The sequence below is a fragment of the Xenorhabdus budapestensis genome (genome assembly GCF_002632465.1).
GTDB lineage: Bacteria > Pseudomonadota > Gammaproteobacteria > Enterobacterales > Enterobacteriaceae > Xenorhabdus > Xenorhabdus budapestensis.
Window position 1 is genome coordinate 97,971 of sequence record NZ_NIBS01000001.1, and the last position, 17,600, is coordinate 115,570.

Sequence of the window (17,600 nt, forward strand, 5' to 3'; positions counted from 1 at the left end):
GAGGCCAGCCTTTGGCTGGGCAAATTCGTTCTCGACGAATTTGTCATTCCCTTGCCGCCGCGACGCAACTTGAAATCCATTGGGTATAGCTTCTATATGTAAATCGTTTAAATAAATAGCTTTGAATAAATAATTTCAATAATTGAGGAAAGGCGTGTCTACCGCAGAAGTCATCAGCACGGCATCGCTGGCTGAACAAATATTACGAAAAACATTCGGATATCAGCAATTTCGTCCCGGACAGCAGCAGGTAATAGACGCCGTTCTTGATGACCGTGATTGTCTGGTTATTATGCCGACAGGTGGCGGTAAATCGTTGTGTTATCAGATCCCTGCTTTGGTCAAAAATGGATTAACGCTGGTCGTTTCTCCATTGATCTCATTGATGAAAGATCAGGTTGATCAATTGAGAACAAATGGCATAGAAGCAGAGTGCTTAAACTCAACTCAAAGTCGTGAGCAACAATTCGATATTATCCGGCGTTGCCGTCAGGGAAATATCAAATTGCTTTATATTGCCCCGGAACGGATGGTAACTGATAACTTTCTCGATCATTTACATGACTGGCATCCGGCTTTGCTGGCAGTTGATGAAGCGCACTGTATTTCTCAGTGGGGACATGATTTTCGGCCGGAATATCGTGCGCTTGGACAATTACGCAGACGCTTGCCCGATCTTCCTGTTATCGCACTAACAGCCACAGCAGATAAAACCACCCGACAGGATATTGTTCGCTTGTTGGAGTTGCGTGATCCCATCATTCATATTAGCAGTTTTGATCGTCCTAACATTCGCTATACATTAGTTGAAAAATATAAACCTCTTGATCAACTCTGGTCATTTGTTCGTAGCCAGCAAGGAAAAAGCGGGATTATTTATTGCAACAGCAGGAACAAAGTGGAAGAAACCGCAGAGCGATTGCAAAAACGGGGATTAAGTGTCGCTCCTTATCATGCGGGGCTGGAGACTAACCAGCGTGTCTGGGTGCAGGATGCTTTCCAGCGGGATGATTTGCAGGTAGTTGTTGCTACAGTGGCGTTTGGTATGGGGATCAACAAACCCAACGTACGTTTTGTCGTGCATTTTGATATTCCCCGTAATATTGAATCTTACTATCAGGAAACGGGGCGTGCAGGGCGGGATGGCCTGCCTGCTGAAGCGGTACTGTTCTACGACCCGGCAGATATGGCGTGGCTACGCCGTTGTCTGGAAGAAAAACCCGCAGGCGAACAGCAAAATATTGAGCGTCATAAACTTAATGCCATGGGAGCGTTTGCTGAAGCGCAAACCTGCCGACGATTGGTATTGCTCAACTATTTTGGTGAAAGCCAGCAAACCGCCTGTGGCAACTGTGATATCTGCCTTGATCCGCCGAAACGTTATGATGGTTTAGTAGATGCGCAGAAAGCCTTGTCCTGTATCTACCGCGTTGGACAACGATTTGGTATTGGCTATATTGTAGACGTGTTACGCGGCGCTAATAATCAACGTATCAGGGAGTTAGGGCATGATAAATTGCCCGTTTACGGCCTTGGCAAAGAGCATAGTCAGGAACACTGGATGAGCATCCTGCGCCAGCTGATCCATCTGGGGTTAATCAACCAAAATATTGCCAATTATTCTGCATTACAATTGATGGAAGCGGCGCGGCCTGTTCTGCGTGGCGAAGTGCCTTTGCAGCTTGCTGTGCCTCGAATCCTAAGTTTGAAAAGCAGAAATCAACAAAACAAATCATACAGTGGGAACTATGATCGTAAATTGTTCGCTAAGTTGCGGAAATTGCGGAAATCCATTGCTGATGAGAACAATATTCCGCCTTTTGTCGTTTTCAATGACGTAACACTGATTGAAATGGCAGAACAGTGCCCAATAACGCCCAATGAACTTCTGCTTATTAACGGGGTTGGGCAGCGTAAACTGGAACGTTTTGGTGATGCCTTTATGACGCTGATCCGTGAGCATTTCGAAGGATTTGAATAACCGCAGTCAACCGTAGTCAACAAACAAATAACTGGAAAGACGACGGATATAGAGGATGATGAATGCCGCCTGAGATATTGAAAGCAAGCTGGTTAAACCGCGAACCTCAGTTCTCTGCGTTTACGAATGGATTATTACTGGATTTTTGGAATACCAGAAACGAACGGGAATTTATAGGCGTTGATAATATTCCTATCCGTTATGTCTCTTTCTGTTCGCCCCATCATGATAAGACATTGGTGATATCTCCTGGTCGTAGTGAAAGTTATGTGAAATATCCGGAAGTGGCTTACGATTTTTACCATCTGGGTTACAACATCTTTATTATTGATCATCGCGGTCAGGGGCTTTCAGGCAGAATGCTGACAGATCCTCAAAAAGGACATGTTGAAGCATTTGAACACTATGTGGATGACTTGGCAAAATTCATCGAATTAGAAATCGTTCCACTTCAATCATATCGCTGTTATGCACTCGCTCACTCAATGGGCGGGGCTATACTGAGTTCTCTTCTATTACGCCAAGAATCAATATTCCGTGCTGCGGCACTGTGTGCTCCCATGTTTGGTATTAACTTACCAATGCCTCGTTGGTTGGCGAATTTTCTGGTCAACCAAGCAGAACCTTACCCTAAAAGACGTAACAGATATGCGATATCAACAGGGCATTGGCGACCATTACCCTATTTTATCAACTTGTTAACCCATAGCTATGCACGTTATCAGCGATATTTACGCTATTATGTTGATTATCCTAAGTTACGCCTTGGAGGGCCGACTTACCGTTGGATGCGTGAAAACATGCGAACGGGAGATAACTTAATTGAAAATGCAGGAAAAATTCAGACACCACTTATTGTTTTAGAAGCTAGTGAAGATAAGGTAGTTAGTAATCGGGAGTTATTGGCTTTTTGCGAAGCGCGTCAAAAAGCCGGAGCAGGAAAAGAAGAACATAATCCTCTGGTTATCCAAGGGGCATACCATGAAATCCTGTTCGAGAAAGATGCATTGCGGGCGCAGGCCCTTAATGCGATTTGTGATTTTTTTGATCAACACTGATTTATACCCAATAGATTTCAAGAAAGATGCGGGTATCGCTTAGGAATTTGAACTATGTACTATGTTGTTGCTTCAGACTTAGATGGCACACTGTTATCTCCCGATCACGTATTAACGCCGTATACTAAGAAAATTTTGAATCTTCTGACAGATAAAGGGATTCATTTTATTTTTGCGACAGGGCGTCATCACATTGATGTAGGGCAGATCCGCGATGGATTGGGAATTAATGCTTACATGATCACATCAAATGGGGCGAGAGTGCATAATGCACAGGGAGAACTGGTATTCAGCCATAATCTGGCACCGGAAATTGCCCGTGATTTATGTTTGCTGGAGTTTGATAACCCGAACGTTTTGACCAACTACTATAATAATGATGAGTGGTGGGTTAATCGTGAAAGTTCGGAACAGACTGAATTTTTTAAGGTGTCTGATTTCCATTATCAGCTTTTCCAACGTGAGAATTTTCCTGTTGATGGTGTGTGTAAGGTCTATTATACCAGTGAAGATCATGATTATTTGATTCAACTGGAAGAGAGAATTGAAGCGCGTTGGGGAGATAAAGTAAACGTGAGTTTCTCTCTAAGAAATTGTCTGGAAGTCATGTCAGGAGGAGTATCCAAAGGGGAAGCATTGGCGCAGGTCTGCCAATCCATTGGGTATCAATTAAGTGACTGTATTGCTTTTGGTGATGGAATGAATGATCTGGAAATGCTAAGCGTAGCGGGTAAAGGTTGCATTATGCAGGGTGCCCATCAGCGCCTGAAAGACATTTTGCCGGACATGGAAGTGATAGGCTCTAATGCCGATGATGCGGTTTCGTGTTATTTGCAGAAAATGTATCGAGTTTGATGTTCATTTAAGTAACCAATTGAAAACAGCATTCTGATGGGTGCTGTTTTTATTTTTAAATATAAAAAATCAAATAAAAGGAAATAGTTTTCTTATGTGAATGCTTCTCTATCTATTATCAAAAAACTATCACTTAATTTTCTTTTCCTATTATTATATTTATTGCTTGGGTTTTTTTGTTATTTTTTAGATGGTCACGGTGTTTTATTCTTATTTTTTCAATAATATCAATGACTAAGATTACATTGTATTAATGGTGATATAATTATTGATATACTTTTTTAAAATTTATTAATTACAAAAGTTAAATTTTCTATGATAGTTATGACTGCAACCTAGTTGTTGAATTACTTTATTTTAACAGTCTACGCGAGTAGATATGTCTGTATATGAAAATAAATCATGAATAAAAATAGTGTTGTTATATTTGTTACGTTGGAATTAAAAACTTACTGTTCTGACACTCAGGGAATATATTGATATGCCGTATGAAAATACGGCATCGGTTATAACTCCGATGCAGCATGCTTCTGAAGCATGTTTGGCTACACCGGAAGGGCGAAAAGGGTTTTGGCGAGCTATTTTCTCTTGTTGGCTAGGTACGACAATGGAATATGCTGATTTCGCACTTTACGGTTTAGCCGCGGGTATCATCTTTGCTGACGTTTTCTTTCCTGAAACAGCACCAATGATAGCTTTATTGGCAAGTTTTGCTACTTACTCTGTCGGGTTTATTGCCCGTCCCATTGGCGCACTTATGTTTGGTTGGTTAGGAGACCGCAAAGGACGCAAATTTGTCATGTTAATGACAGTGACGCTTATGGGAATATCAACCACACTTATCGGGCTTATCCCTAGCTACGCTCTTATTGGTATTTGGGCACCGATTTGTTTGGTGACGCTGCGGTTTATACAGGGATTAGGAGCGGGAGCGGCGTTATCCGGTGGTACTGTTATATTGGGTGAATTTGCACCGTCAGCACAACGTGGTTTAGTTTCATCTATTATTGCCCTTGGCTCTAATGGTGGAACGTTACTGGCATCACTTGTTTGGCTGCTGGTATTGATGATGGATAAAGAGAGTTTACTGGATTGGGGTTGGCGTATCCCATTCCTGTGCAGTTTTTTGATAGTGATAATGGCCTTATTCATTCGTCATTACATGAGTGAAACACCAGTCTTCGAACGTTATAAAGCGATGATGGCAGAACAGCGCGAACAAACATTGGGTGAGGGAGATAAGTATCAGACAGCCGATAGCTCTCGTTGTTTCTGGCAACGAACCAGAGCATTCTGGCTTATGGTTGGCTTGCGTATTGGTGAAAATGGCCCGTCATATTTGGTGCAAGGGTTCATCATCGGTTACGTCGCTAATGTGCTGATGATGGACAAATTTATTCCAATGTTTGCTGTGCTTATCGCATCAATATTGGGTTTTCTGATCATTCCATTGGCGGGCTATTTTTCAGATCGTTTTGGTCGCCGTATTACTTATCGTTGGTTTTGTCTATTACTTGTTTGTTATGCACTTCCTGCTTTTATGTTCTTGGAAAGCCGTGAACCTATTATTGTTATCCTGACTATTGTTGTAGGCATGGGATTGGCTTCACTCGGTATCTTTGGTGTGCAGGCCGCCTGGGGAGTAGAACTATTTGGAGTAACTAACCGTTATTCCAAAATGGCCGTTGCGAAAGAATTAGGAGCTATGTTGTCCGGTGGGACTGCGCCATTGGTTGCAGCGGCTTTATTATCTTTCAGTGGGCATTGGTGGCCTATTTCCTGTTATTTTGCAGTGATGGCGGGGATCGGTCTTATTACAACATTTTTTGCACCTGAAACACGTGGCAGAGACCTGAATTTACTTGAGGACGCGATTTAGTGTCCTTCCATTTTTCGTATTTTTACCAATTAGATCTCTGTCTCAATTTGTGGGACTAACATAGGTATTATGAATTCTCGCTTAAAAAGAATAACACGTAGCGATGTTGCGAAAGAAGCTGGAACCTCGGTAGCTGTCGTCAGTTATGTCATCAACAATGGCCCACGTCCTGTTGCAGAAGCTACTCGCCAGCGCGTATTGGCAGCGATAGAAAAAACAGGTTATCGGCCGAATAACATTGCTAAAGCATTGGCTTCTGGCTCGACACACGCTTATGGTTTGGTCCTGCCGGATATCTCTAATCCCTTTCTTTCTTCGGTAGCATGTGCTTTGCAGCAGGAGGCTTTTAAGCACGGGCAAGTATTGTTGCCGGGAGATTCAGGAGATAATCGGCTTCGGGAAAAGGAGCTTATCAACAACTTATTGAATCGTCAGATCGACGGTTTGCTGTATACCAGTGTGGATCGCCATCCTTATATTGATTTGATTCAGGCCAGTGGAACTCCCTGCGTTATGCTTGATTGGGTTAATGCTGATTCAAATGTTAGTGCAATTCGTGTGAATGAAAGGATTGCAGCATTTAAAGTGACTCAACACCTGACAGAGCATGATTACTGGGATATTGCCATTATCTGTGGTCCTCTTAATATGCTGAATACTCAGGATCGTCTTTCTGGCTGGCGGGATGCTTTAAAACAAGCAGACTTGGCGGTACGGCAAGAATGGATCTTTTCCACGGACTATACTCGCCCGGGCGGTTATGAGGCAACGTTACGGATGCTAAAAGGGAAATTGCCTCGTGCACTGTTTGCTACTAATGAATTACAGGCATTCGGTTGCTTGCGCGCGCTGGCTGAACATAAGATAGCAGTACCCGCTGATATTGCATTGGTCTGTTTCAATGCGACTCAGCAATCTCTGTTTAATGTGCCTTCCTTAACCGCGGTTCGTCAGCCGGTTGACCAAATGGCACAAACAGCTATCGAAATATTGAGATCATGGAATGGCAAAGCTCAGGAATGCGAATTCGAGTTTGAGTTACAAATTGGTGAATCTTGTGGTTGTCTATTTGAGCGGTAACCTTGCTCAAACTATGTGGCAGCAATATAAACTGCCACATAGGATGAAAAATTGCCCGGCCGATTACTGTAGAATCGACTTCCCGCAGGATAAGATTATGGCTTGATATTCGTGAGGCTGAGTTACTGAATCCGAGAAAAAACCACAGACAGGATCACTTCAAGAATCGGCTGCAAGGCGATAATTCCGAGTGCTATCGCAAAGGTGAAGACAAATACAAGCACCAGATTGCGTTGGGGATAGCGTTCGGAAATTTTTCCTATGATAAAACCAATCAGGATTGCACCACTGCCATAGATGATACGATACAGGCCGGTGTTATCGCACTTTTTGAATATTTGTACTCTGAAATAGTTAACTGATATATCTTTAAGAGGATTAATCTATTTTTAAATAACTTAATTTAATTATAAGGTTGCTAAATAAAAGTTATTTTTATTGGGGGTTAATAATGAATTAAATGGATTTTTTTTACTGATAGATTTATAGATAACTTTGATATGAAATAGATGAATGTATATTTAACCCACTTTAAATTTTATCTTTGTAAGATTTTCTTAATCCATTATCTAATAATTACATTATTAATTTCATATTCTTTTTTTAAGAATGGAGCATAGACTTCAAGAGATATGTGAGTATAAAATTCGGCAACTTTTATAGTTTGTTTCCTTTTTTATATGATTTGCTCTTAAAGAGAAAGTATTATGAATTGGTATTTTCAAGTTTTTAAAAATTATGCTGATTTTTCAGGACGTGCGCGTCGTAAAGAATATTGGATGTTCTATCTGTTCAATATAATTATTTTTTTCGCAATCTGTATATTAGGCGCAATACTCAGTGATACCATTGGTTCTATAGTGATGCTTATTTATGCACTAGTTGCTTTGATCCCATCACTTGCAGTAACAGTACGTCGTCTCCACGATACTAATCGTTCTGGTTGGTGGATCTTACTAGTTTTTGTTCCAATTGGAGGCATTGTAGTATTTATATTCACTCTTTTAGAAGGCACTGAAGGCAGTAATGACTACGGTGCTGATCCGAAAGCCATGCGTTAGTATTTTAATATCTCTTTGGTTTTATTTCTTTAGTTTGCCATCATCTCAAAAACGTCGTCTATTATTTTATAGCGGCGTTTTTTTATAAATAAAAAGCTAAGTTTAGTATGAATATAAATGGTTTTTTATTACCTTAATTCTCATTTCTCCCACGCAGAAGTAAGTAAATCAATAAGCCACTAAATACCATTACCGCCATGAGTATCGGTATTTGCTGAGCGATTCTGGATTCCAGTACAGCACCGAAACAGACATATCCAAGAGGAACACTAAGAAAACGTGTGGAGGTAAATAGGGTCATTATCCGGCCAAATAAATTTTCTGGCACTTGGCGCTGAATTAGTGTGACTTCTACCGGCGCTGTAAAACCAATACCATAGCCGATGGCAAAAAGTTGGATAAATAGTACATACTGCTCACTGAATAGAGACAAAGATATGAAACCTAATCCGAGCAGGCTGTAACCGGCCAAAATAATTCGGTAACTGGAAAAATGTTTGCCACAGATACCGTAAAGCAAAGAGGAAAGCGTTGTACCTATACCAAAACATGTCATCGAAATGCCAAGGCTGACAACGGAATTAAATTCGGTTTTATTTATGTAAGGCAGATAAATGATCAAGAATGGAGTAATAACAAAATTAATTATTGAGCTGAGGATTAGAACAGAAAACAGTTCCTTTTCTGATTTAATATAGTTGAATGCTTCAAGGAAATAACGATGTGGCAGAGAATGGGGTTCAGTCACCTGATCTATATCGGTAACAAAATGTTTTTTCAGAATGATGATCCCCAGTGCAACCACTAAAAAACTGATTGCATCAAAATATAAGGCATTTATTGTACCGAGCATTGCGATAATCAGTGAGCCAAAAACAGGGCCAATAAGATCACAGATATTTTCAATGGTGCTATTTATTCCGTTAATTAATTCATTTTCTCTTTTATGCTGTTTTATCTCTTTTGCCAGTATGACATCTTTTGCCAGACGTCCTGGAGAATCCAGAATAGTTGAAAATATTAGCAGGATAGCGAATAGATAAAAGTGCAAGATATCCATAGTGTAAAACACAGGGATTAATAATATACTCAAGAAATTAACTAAATCAGATAGCATTGAGATGCGAAACGCACCATATTTATCCACCAACTGTGCGCTAAAGAAAATAGAAAGTATTATTGGCACTATTTTGGCTGACATGACGGCGGCAACCAGCAATGGGCTGCCTGATATTTCCAGAATCAACCACGGAATGGCAATTTCTGTAATGGTGTTTCCCAGAATAGAAACACCATTTAATGCCAGTAAGCCACTTATTTGAAAAGGGATGCGTTTGACCATATTTTGAGTTTCTTCTTTCCTTAATTTCCTTCCCTAATTAAGCCCTAACTTTACAGGTCTCCTGGTTTACGGGGAGGATTACGACCTGATGTGTTGGTAGTAGCACTGCGAATAGTAGTACTGCGAATTTCCTGCCCAAAAATATCAACGCGTGCCTGAAATGGCGGGAACGGCAGGGTAATATCATGTTTGCGGAATTCTTGCAAAATATACTGATGCACTTCATGGCGGGCAGGCATACGGTGCCCCATTTCTGCGGCATAAGCACGCAGTTCATAGATCTGAATCCCTTGTTGCAGGTCAACCAGATAGACTTCGGGCATCGGGTTATCGAGAATTAACGGGCACCGTCTGGCGGCAGTCATTAATATATCGGTTGCTTTCGCGGACTCTGTTTCTACGGGGACAGGAATAGTCAGGACAATACGGGTAATTGTATCTGACAATGACCAGTTGATAAATTGCTCAGTAATAAATGCTTTATTAGGAACGATAATCTCTTTTCTGTCCCAATCGGACAGGGTGGTTGCCCGTGTGTTAATTTTCGTGATACTACCGGTCAAGCCACGAATAGTCACCGTATCGCCAATGCGGATTGGCTTTTCAAACAAGATCATCAGGCCTGAAATAATATTGCCAAAAATTTCCTGTAATCCAAAACCAAGCCCAACCCCCATTGCTGCAATCAGCCATTGCAGTTTCGACCATTCAATGCCCACTAATGAGAAACCGACAATCCCACCGATCAAGGTAATACCGTATTTGGTTAATGTTGTGATGGCATAACCTGTGCCCGGTGTCAGTTCCAAGTGCTGTAACAGTGCTAGCTCAAGTAGCGCAGGGAGGTTGCGGATAAGCTGTGCAGTGATCACAATAACCAGGATCGCAATCAGAACGGAACCCATTGTTATTGGCTGGACGGTATCAACACCGTTGATGGTCGTGGTGACATCCCATAGCCGGATATTTTCGAGGAAAGAGAAAGCAGAATGTAATTCTGACCATAACAGGATCAATGAAACCAGCGCGATCATGGTCAGGATAGAACGTATCAACCCCAGAGATTGGGCACTGATTGCATCTAAATCGATAATCGGTTCTTCTACTTCAATGGAGCCTTCAATGCTGCTGTTGATATTGGTGGAGTCTTCTTCACTTTTGGCACGTTGGGCAAGAATATCGGCACGACGCTGCTTCGCTCTTTCGAAAGCAAGTTTACGACGTTGGATTAACATCCATCGACGAGTAATGTGGTAGATGACCAACAGGGAGAACCAGATGGCAACCGAAGTTTCTAGCCGTGCCAGCAATGCTTGTGACGTTTGCAGGTAGCCGAGCACGGATGCCAGTGCAGCCAGAATTGGTGCAGAGAGTAATATCCACCACAACACAGAGTTTATGATGTTTTCACCCGAACCGTGTTTGTCCATATACAGTGGAATACCTGCGCGTTTTAACGTAATGGTAACCAAGCTCAGGGAAACACAGAGCATCAGGAAGCATAATCTGCCGAGTGTCGCGGCAAACTCACGCTCACTGTAATTGTTGAATGTGATAAGTGCCATCATAAGGGGCACAATCAGGAATATCGACAAACGATAAAACCGCATGGCCCGTTTTACCCGCTCTTCTGGCCAACGGAAATGGGCAATGAACAGGCCATTAGGATGGGCAAATGCCGCACTGAGCATGAAAATCCACAGGACAGGCGTTGTTTCACTGACACCGTTGCCAATTGCTGTCGCCATTGGGTACTGCCACGCATTTTTCAGGCCGTAGCCAATCGCTGACCAAAGCATCGGCAGAGGGAGAGCCGCGACAACAGACCAGAATACTGTACGCAGAGTCAGGGTGAAGTGATCTTGTGTCACTTTGCCAATACGGTTGCTGGAACGTTCAAGGAAAGCATGATATTGGCGATGTGAACTGATGCTGAAAATCACCAGCAATAATGTCCCTAGCAAATAAAGCAGCGTATCCTGCGTGGTCAGCATAACGTGAATGGCGATGCCCAATTGGGAGAATGTGTCCAGAGAGAGCAGACGGGTTAGATCCTTTACCACCCGCAGCGGGTAATCCAGCGAAATGGGGTCGACATCCGCAACCCAAAACAGATAACGGTGAGTTGCATCTTTAACTTCTTTCAAAGCATCATTTAACTGGTTGGTGGATACTTTGAGTTTTGTCAGCTCTAATATTTCGCTGTCATAGCCTGAAAGCAGAGAATTCAGTAACTCTTTTCTGGTACGGATAAGGGAATCATAAACCTGTTTTTGTGCCTGGGTCAGATTATTATATGCAACGGGAACTTGCCCGCTTTCCCGTTGAGAGTTTTCCAGCATTTCTTCATATTTCAGCCTTTCGACCCGTAACTCCACTATGCTTCGGTCAAGCTGTTGGGATTTCGGAACATCCGGGATGTGGGTTAACTGTGTCCTTAAAGCTGCGCCCAGTGCTGTTGAATCACCTAGCCATTGCGCCTGTTCACGAATGGTATTGAGTGTCTGGCGTACCCGCAGAATATCATCGGCTGCTTTGCGTTGCTGTGAGCCAATGGAATCCATACGTTGGGTTTGCTGGTTAAGCATTTGTGATAAATGGCGGTTCTGCTGAAGTTCATCCAATAAAAATTGCGGCAGTTTCCCTCCATTCTGCCCTGCCAGCATTTCAGTATGTTCAAGGGCCGACTCTGCTTTTTGTTGCCGCTGAGCATTTAATTGGCTGCGCAATTGCTGGAGTTGGAGATCCAGCCGTTGATAGCGTTTTTTGAATAATTCTGCCCGTAACCGGGCAATTTCCTGTCGGTTATTGGCAGAAAGTTGTGCCATCTCCAATTCATTAGTTACCGCTTTGCGGGCATTAACTTCTGCTTGTGCAAGGGTTAATTGGGCTTCTCCCAACAGCGTGGGAGTAGGACTCAATGATTGAAGCCGGGAAGTTGCCTCGGTTAGCAGGCGTCTTGCTTCAGCTTGTTGTTGAGGTAAGAGATTGACTGAGTCACTGATTTCGCGGATTTTATCCTGTTCTTGTTGTAACTGCCGCTCTTGTTCCAGCAATTGGCTGCTGAGCTGGATAATTTGCTGCTCTAAGTTGCTGATTGGCTGATTAGCTGGAATAGCTGGAGGAGGCTCACTTGCAGCCAGAATTTTCTGGCGCAACTCTTTAATGATTTTAGGAAAATCATCAATGGCCTGTTGATATTTCTCAATTCTTTCTTTAGAGGACTTGGCATCATTAACCCAGTTGATAGCCCCTTGAAATGCTTGCGCAACCTCTGCATCCTGTGGATTTTTACTGCCTTCAACCTGTTTGAGATTTTGTTTCAGTTGATTTTCATCCAGCTGTATTGTGGAAGCAAAAGCCAGATTCGCAATTAACAGGCTAAGAAGTAAACTGATAATCAGGCGCACAATAAGGGGCTCCTTGGTAATAAATTAACTAGCGTTATTTTGATTCATAGAAACATTAGCGTGCTCAGTTTGTTCTCCCTCTTTGGTGATAGTTTGTGCCAGTAAGTCACCCATCTGGGTTTGTGAACCACTGTATAAATTATTAGCAAACTGAATCTGATTAGGAACAAACAGGTTGATCACGGTTGAACCAAGTTTGAAACGACCCATTTCTTCTCCTTTCTTGAGGGAAACGGCACCTTCTTCACCTTCTGCCGGATAAGTCCAGCGTTTGATAATGCCTTCACGTGGAGGCGTCACACAGCCACTCCAGACGGTTTCTATGCTACCTACAATAGTTGCACCGACTAAAATTTGTGCCATTGGGCCGAAGGCGGTATCAAACAGGCAGATAACGCGCTCATTGCGTGCAAACAAATTAGGGACATTTGCAGCAGTCAATGGATTGACGGAAAACAGATCTCCCGGAACATAAATCATCTCTTTCAGTACGCCATCACATGGCATATGGACACGGTGATAATCTTTTGGTGATAAGTAAATCGTGACAAACTGACCATTGCGGAATTGCTCGGCAAGCTGGTATTGACCAGCCAGCAATGCTTCCACAGTGTAGTAGTGGCCTTTAGCCTGAATAATTTGTTCTTCCCGGATAGCGCCTAACTGGCTGATAGCACCGTCTGCGGGAAGAGCCAGTTGGTGGGCTTCATTGACGATAGGGCGAATACCCTCTTTTAATGGGCGGACAAAAAATTCATTGAATGTTGAATAAGCTTTAAAAGAAGGCTCTTGGGCTTCATTCATATTGACTTTATAAACTTTGGCAAAAGCTTGAATGGCAAGTTGTGTTAACCAACCAGCCTTTTTATTAGCAAACCAACCTGCTAAGTGAGTAATACATTGCTTTGGCAATAAATATTGTAGTCTGATTTTAATATTGTCTAGCACATTAACCTCTTGGATTTTTTATACCCGTCTTTCAAGTTGCAGTCTGAAATCCATAGGGTATATAGGTAAATTGGGCAAAAGTCAGCTATTGTACCTGCCCTTATGCTGAATGTCAGGGCAACGTATTGCTAATTATTGTGTCTCATTTTTGACCTTCAGTGAAATTTTTGCGTGGCTTTACCTGAGCCATACTTTCCAGTATGCGGTGGTAATTTTCAAAACGCTCTTCCGCGATAGACCCTAGTTCCAGGGCTTCCCGTAAAGCACAGCCGGGATCATCTAGATGCTTACAATCACGGAATTTACATCCACCAAGATAATCGCGGAATTCAATGAAACCTTGTACTACCTGTTCTGGTGTCAGGTGCCATAACCCGAATTCCCGTACACCGGGGGAGTCGATGACATCTCCTCCCTGTGGGAAATGATAGAGGCGTGCTGTTGTAGTTGTATGCTGACCAAGGCCGGAATTGTCCGAGACTTCATTGACCAGAATCTCTTTTTCGTTGTTTGGGAGCAGGGTGTTAAGTAGGCTGGATTTCCCGACCCCGGACTGACCAGCGAAAATACTGATTTTATCAGCCAGTAAGTTAATCAGTTCTGATATACCTTCTCCTGTATAGCTGGAAACTTCCAGCACCCGATAGCTGATATGACGGTAAATATCCATGACACTGTTGACCCATTCACGTCTTTCGTCATCCAATAGATCAATTTTATTGAGCACAATCAAAGGTTCAATATTGAGTGTTTCACACGCAACCAGATAGCGATCGATAATATTCAGTGAGAGTTCAGGCAATATGGCAGAAACAATCACAATTTGGTTGATATTGGCTGCAATGGGTTTAATGCCATCGTAATAATCGGGACGGGTGAGGACGGAAGAGCGTTCATGTACCGCTTCGACAATCCCATTGATCTTCACATCAGACTGGAGCTGTAATGCGGGTCGCCATACGACACGGTCACCGGTCACCAGTGAACGGATTGTCCTGCGGATATTACAGCGTTGTATGGAGCCGTCTGCGGCTTCAATGTCTGTATGTTGGCCGAATCGACTGATAACCAGCCCTTCTTGTGGCTCACCAAGCTGGCTGTCATCCAGTTCTGGTTTTTGGGTATCAGTCCTTTTGAGCGGCTGTTTCAGTCTGCGCTGATGATTGGCCTGCACACGGCGTTGCTGCCCTTTGGAGAGTTTACTTTTAGCCACCGAACCTCACTTATATTTCATCTATCTTGCTGATTATCGCTGTGGGTGATCAAAAAAGTTATGATACACCTCTGATACAGACTACCTGTTTTGAAGGAACCTAGGATATATCATGTCGAAAAGTGAGAACAATCTTATCTGGATAGATTTAGAGATGACGGGCTTGGATCCAGAGCGCGATCGCATAATTGAAATTGCGACAATCGTTACCGATTCGGAACTGAATATCCTCGCGGAGGGGCCAGTTATCGCAGTACATCAGTCAGATGAACAACTGGCACTGATGGATGATTGGAACGTTCGAACGCACACCGCCAGCGGGTTAGCGGAACGTGTAAAGCAGAGTTTATTTAATGAGGCTGAGGCTGAGAAAGCAACTATTGCTTTTCTGGAGCAGTGGGTGCCGGCAGGAAAATCACCTGTCTGTGGTAATAGCATAGGTCAGGATCGCCGTTTTCTATTCTGCTATATGCCTGAATTGGAAAAATATTTTCACTATCGTTATCTGGATGTGAGTACGCTTAAGGAGTTGGCGCGTCGTTGGAAACCTGAATTGCTGGCCGGATTAAGCAAGAAGAATACCCATCAGGCATTGGATGATATCCGGGAATCAATTGCTGAACTGGTTTATTACCGTGAGCATTTTATCCAGAAGTAAGGAGTGGTATTTCACTGAGTATCTGTTGATTAAAGTGGGATTGAGAACCCACTTTAATCGAAGTTTATCGTCGTTACCAAAATTTGTATATAAATCAATCATTTATTTGATGATTAAGCAGATAATTCGTCGAATTAATCATCAATCAGAGGAAAAATGCAATTTTTTATGTTTTGGGGCTTGCCAGAAGAAGAATTCTTCGTATAATGCGCTCCCGTACCGACGAAGAATTTCGAAAGTACAGCACGCCAAAATTAAGCGGGAATAGCTCAGTTGGTAGAGCACAACCTTGCCAAGGTTGGGGTCGCGAGTTCGAGTCTCGTTTCCCGCTCCAAATTCAGGACAGTAGATTTTATAATAGTCTGCAAGTCATAGAAAAAGCGCCAAAAGGCGCTTTTTTTGTAATTTCAGCCTGACCAATCCATAAGGATTGATGTTGACCGATATTCGATCCCTCTGCTAAGTTAAATCTAACTTGGTATAATCACCTATAGAAATCAATATTGCCAAAACTCTCCAAACCGAGAATAAGCGTATTATTTTATAGAAACGTTTTCCTTTTCCATACCAGTTTTCTGCACAGTTTCTCCAACCTGTCCCTGGCCGTTTTTCAGGGATATTTATCCATCAAATTAAGAGGATAGTACGGAATGAACTATGATGTCATTGTTGTAGGATCTGGTGCTATTGCAGGTTCGCTTGCTTATGAACTTATCAGTCGCCGATTGAAAGTATGCAGGGTGGGAAGTCTTGATCGTAGCAATGCTGCATCAAGAGCTGCAGGAGCAATGAATGGTTGTTTTGGTGAGGTAACAAGCGGTCTTATTGCGAGTGACTATGGGACGTTGAAACTCAAAATGGATCGTGTCGCGAAAGATTGCTGGTCAACATGGGCACAGCGTTTGGCTGCCTCTTCAGGGGATACTCGTCCTTTGTTTACGGCAAAAGGGACGCATGTCATTCTCAATACCGCAGGTATGGCTGAGGTTGATAGTGTTAACTATGATGCTATAGAGCGTACGCTTCGTGAGCACAATGAACCTTATCAAATTGTTGATCCAGAATTGATTAAGGGAATGAAAGCGAACAACTTAATGCGTTCACTCAAAGGGCTTTATATTTCAGAGGAACATGCCCTTAATTCCCATATATTGCTTGAAATGTTGGATTCTGCCTTTTTCAAGGAGGGGGGAGAGATCGTCGATAACAATGTTAAGCGCATTCTCACAAAAAACGGTGCTGTAACTGGTGTTGAAACCGTTGATGATAGGCGTCTTACCGCAGGTAAAGTGATTATCGCAGCAGGCGTACAGTCGCTTGATGTATTATCAGACCAATCTTCTATCGTGCAGAAAATTCCCCCACTTTTTTCAGGCTATGGAGTGTCTGTTTTACTCAAACTCAAAAACGCTGATGCACTACCAACCTCGGTTATTCGTACTCCGAATCGTGCATTTGCTTGTGGTCTGCATTGTGTGCCGCGTGGGGATGGTGTTCTTTACGTCGGTGCAACCAACCTTGTGAAAAACCAACCTCATAAGTATGGGTCAATTGCTACCGTCCAGTTCCTTCTGGAGTGCACTTACAATCAGATAAACGTTGATTTGTATGAATCAGAGATAATTGCAATCCAGGTTGGCAATCGGCCTGTCTCCGCAGATGGTTTTCCATTGATTGGCGAGTGTGGCATTGATGGGGTATGGCTTGTGACTGGCACTTACCGGGACGGTCTGCACCAATCCCCGCTTTTAGCCGACTATGTTGCGAATGAAATAATGGGATTGCCGAATCAGAATATTGATTTAAAAGACTTTACCCCTATTCGTCCACCTTTAGTCGGGTTTGAGCGGGATATGATTGTTTTGGAAGCGGCAAAACAAACGGTAGCGATGGGTTATGAAAATATGTGGAATATCAAACCAGGATGGGAAAGCGTTATCAACGAAGGTTTACTCCGTAAGTATCAGGCACAGGCTGAATTGATCGATAAAACCTTCACGCCACCTCCTGAATTGGTTGCATTCTCTTGCCGTGAAGAGCAGATAACAGAGCGATTACGTGCTTACTACAACTGTTGGAAGTAATAAATTTGCTGAAGAGAATAAGACTGTTGGA

At 42.8% G+C, this 17,600-nt stretch carries 12 protein-coding genes and 1 tRNA gene; 9 read left to right on the forward strand and 4 right to left on the reverse strand.

Features of this window, described 5'->3' with window-relative positions; all coding sequences use genetic code 11:
* Positions 1-154 precede the first annotated feature (154 nt).
* The 6 genes from recQ (at position 155) to Xbud_RS00575 (ending at position 7,914) form a co-directional block, all read left to right on the forward strand.
* Positions 155-1,981 (forward strand): ATP-dependent DNA helicase RecQ, encoded by a 1,827-nt coding sequence (gene recQ, locus Xbud_RS00550; protein WP_099134239.1) that lies wholly within the window; start codon positions 155-157, stop codon positions 1,979-1,981.
* A 62-nt stretch (positions 1,982-2,043) separates the two neighbouring features.
* Positions 2,044-3,039 (forward strand): lysophospholipase L2, encoded by a 996-nt coding sequence (pldB, locus tag Xbud_RS00555; protein WP_099134240.1) that lies wholly within the window; start codon positions 2,044-2,046, stop codon positions 3,037-3,039.
* A 54-nt stretch (positions 3,040-3,093) separates the two neighbouring features.
* On the forward strand, positions 3,094-3,894 hold the full coding sequence (gene yigL / locus Xbud_RS00560; RefSeq protein ID WP_099134241.1) for a sugar/pyridoxal phosphate phosphatase YigL: 801 nt from the start codon (positions 3,094-3,096) through the stop codon (positions 3,892-3,894).
* Between the two features lie 481 nt (positions 3,895-4,375).
* The gene (locus Xbud_RS00565) at positions 4,376-5,773 is read left to right on the forward strand and encodes an MFS transporter (protein ID WP_099134242.1); all 1,398 of its coding nucleotides are present in this window, start codon (positions 4,376-4,378) and stop codon (positions 5,771-5,773) included.
* A 69-nt stretch (positions 5,774-5,842) separates the two neighbouring features.
* On the forward strand, positions 5,843-6,853 hold the full coding sequence (locus Xbud_RS00570) for a LacI family DNA-binding transcriptional regulator (RefSeq protein ID WP_099134243.1): 1,011 nt from the start codon (positions 5,843-5,845) through the stop codon (positions 6,851-6,853).
* A gap of 707 nt (positions 6,854-7,560) precedes the next feature.
* Positions 7,561-7,914 carry a DUF805 domain-containing protein gene (locus Xbud_RS00575; protein ID WP_099134244.1) on the forward strand — a complete coding sequence of 118 codons (354 nt, stop codon included), beginning with the start codon at positions 7,561-7,563 and terminating at the stop codon, positions 7,912-7,914.
* A gap of 133 nt (positions 7,915-8,047) precedes the next feature.
* On the opposite strand, the gene Xbud_RS00580 is transcribed toward Xbud_RS00575, so the two are convergent.
* The 4 genes from Xbud_RS00580 to rsgA all read right to left on the reverse strand — a co-directional run bounded on the left by Xbud_RS00580 (position 8,048) and on the right by rsgA (position 14,827).
* The gene (locus Xbud_RS00580) at positions 8,048-9,256 is read right to left on the reverse strand and encodes an MFS transporter (protein ID WP_099134245.1); all 1,209 of its coding nucleotides are present in this window, start codon (positions 9,254-9,256) and stop codon (positions 8,048-8,050) included.
* A gap of 50 nt (positions 9,257-9,306) precedes the next feature.
* Positions 9,307-12,666, reverse strand: a complete 3,360-nt coding sequence (gene mscM / locus Xbud_RS00585) for a miniconductance mechanosensitive channel MscM (protein WP_099134246.1) — start codon at positions 12,664-12,666, stop codon at positions 9,307-9,309.
* Between the two features lie 24 nt (positions 12,667-12,690).
* On the reverse strand, positions 12,691-13,614 hold the full coding sequence (gene asd, locus Xbud_RS00590) for an archaetidylserine decarboxylase (RefSeq protein WP_099134247.1): 924 nt from the start codon (positions 13,612-13,614) through the stop codon (positions 12,691-12,693).
* A gap of 142 nt (positions 13,615-13,756) precedes the next feature.
* Complete coding sequence (rsgA, locus tag Xbud_RS00595; protein ID WP_099134248.1) at positions 13,757-14,827, reverse strand: small ribosomal subunit biogenesis GTPase RsgA; 1,071 nt, start codon at positions 14,825-14,827, stop codon at positions 13,757-13,759.
* Between the two features lie 112 nt (positions 14,828-14,939).
* On the opposite strand from rsgA, the gene orn reads away from it, so the two are divergent.
* The 3 genes from orn (at position 14,940) to Xbud_RS00610 (ending at position 17,569) form a co-directional block, all read left to right on the forward strand.
* Complete coding sequence (gene orn, locus Xbud_RS00600) at positions 14,940-15,485, forward strand: oligoribonuclease (protein ID WP_099134249.1); 546 nt, start codon at positions 14,940-14,942, stop codon at positions 15,483-15,485.
* Between the two features lie 258 nt (positions 15,486-15,743).
* A tRNA-Gly gene (locus Xbud_RS00605) sits at positions 15,744-15,819 on the forward strand.
* 316 nt (positions 15,820-16,135) lie between these two features.
* Entirely contained in the window at positions 16,136-17,569 is a 1,434-nt protein-coding gene (locus tag Xbud_RS00610) for an NAD(P)/FAD-dependent oxidoreductase (RefSeq protein WP_099134250.1), read from the forward strand.
* Positions 17,570-17,600 lie beyond the last annotated feature (31 nt).

Excerpts from the sequence above, each read along its gene's own strand:
- Xbud_RS00565 (WP_099134242.1), top strand. The coding sequence starts at position 4,376 with ATGCCGTATGAAAATACGGCATCGGTTATAACTCCGATGCAGCATGCT.
- Xbud_RS00580 (WP_099134245.1), bottom strand. The coding sequence starts at position 9,256 with ATGGTCAAACGCATCCCTTTTCAAATAAGTGGCTTACTGGCATTAAAT.
- yigL (WP_099134241.1), top strand. The coding sequence starts at position 3,094 with ATGTACTATGTTGTTGCTTCAGACTTAGATGGCACACTGTTATCTCCC.
- orn (WP_099134249.1), top strand. The coding sequence starts at position 14,940 with ATGTCGAAAAGTGAGAACAATCTTATCTGGATAGATTTAGAGATGACG.
- Xbud_RS00570 (WP_099134243.1), top strand. The coding sequence starts at position 5,843 with ATGAATTCTCGCTTAAAAAGAATAACACGTAGCGATGTTGCGAAAGAA.
- Xbud_RS00610 (WP_099134250.1), top strand. The coding sequence starts at position 16,136 with ATGAACTATGATGTCATTGTTGTAGGATCTGGTGCTATTGCAGGTTCG.
- Xbud_RS00575 (WP_099134244.1), top strand. The coding sequence starts at position 7,561 with ATGAATTGGTATTTTCAAGTTTTTAAAAATTATGCTGATTTTTCAGGA.
- pldB (WP_099134240.1), top strand. The coding sequence starts at position 2,044 with ATGCCGCCTGAGATATTGAAAGCAAGCTGGTTAAACCGCGAACCTCAG.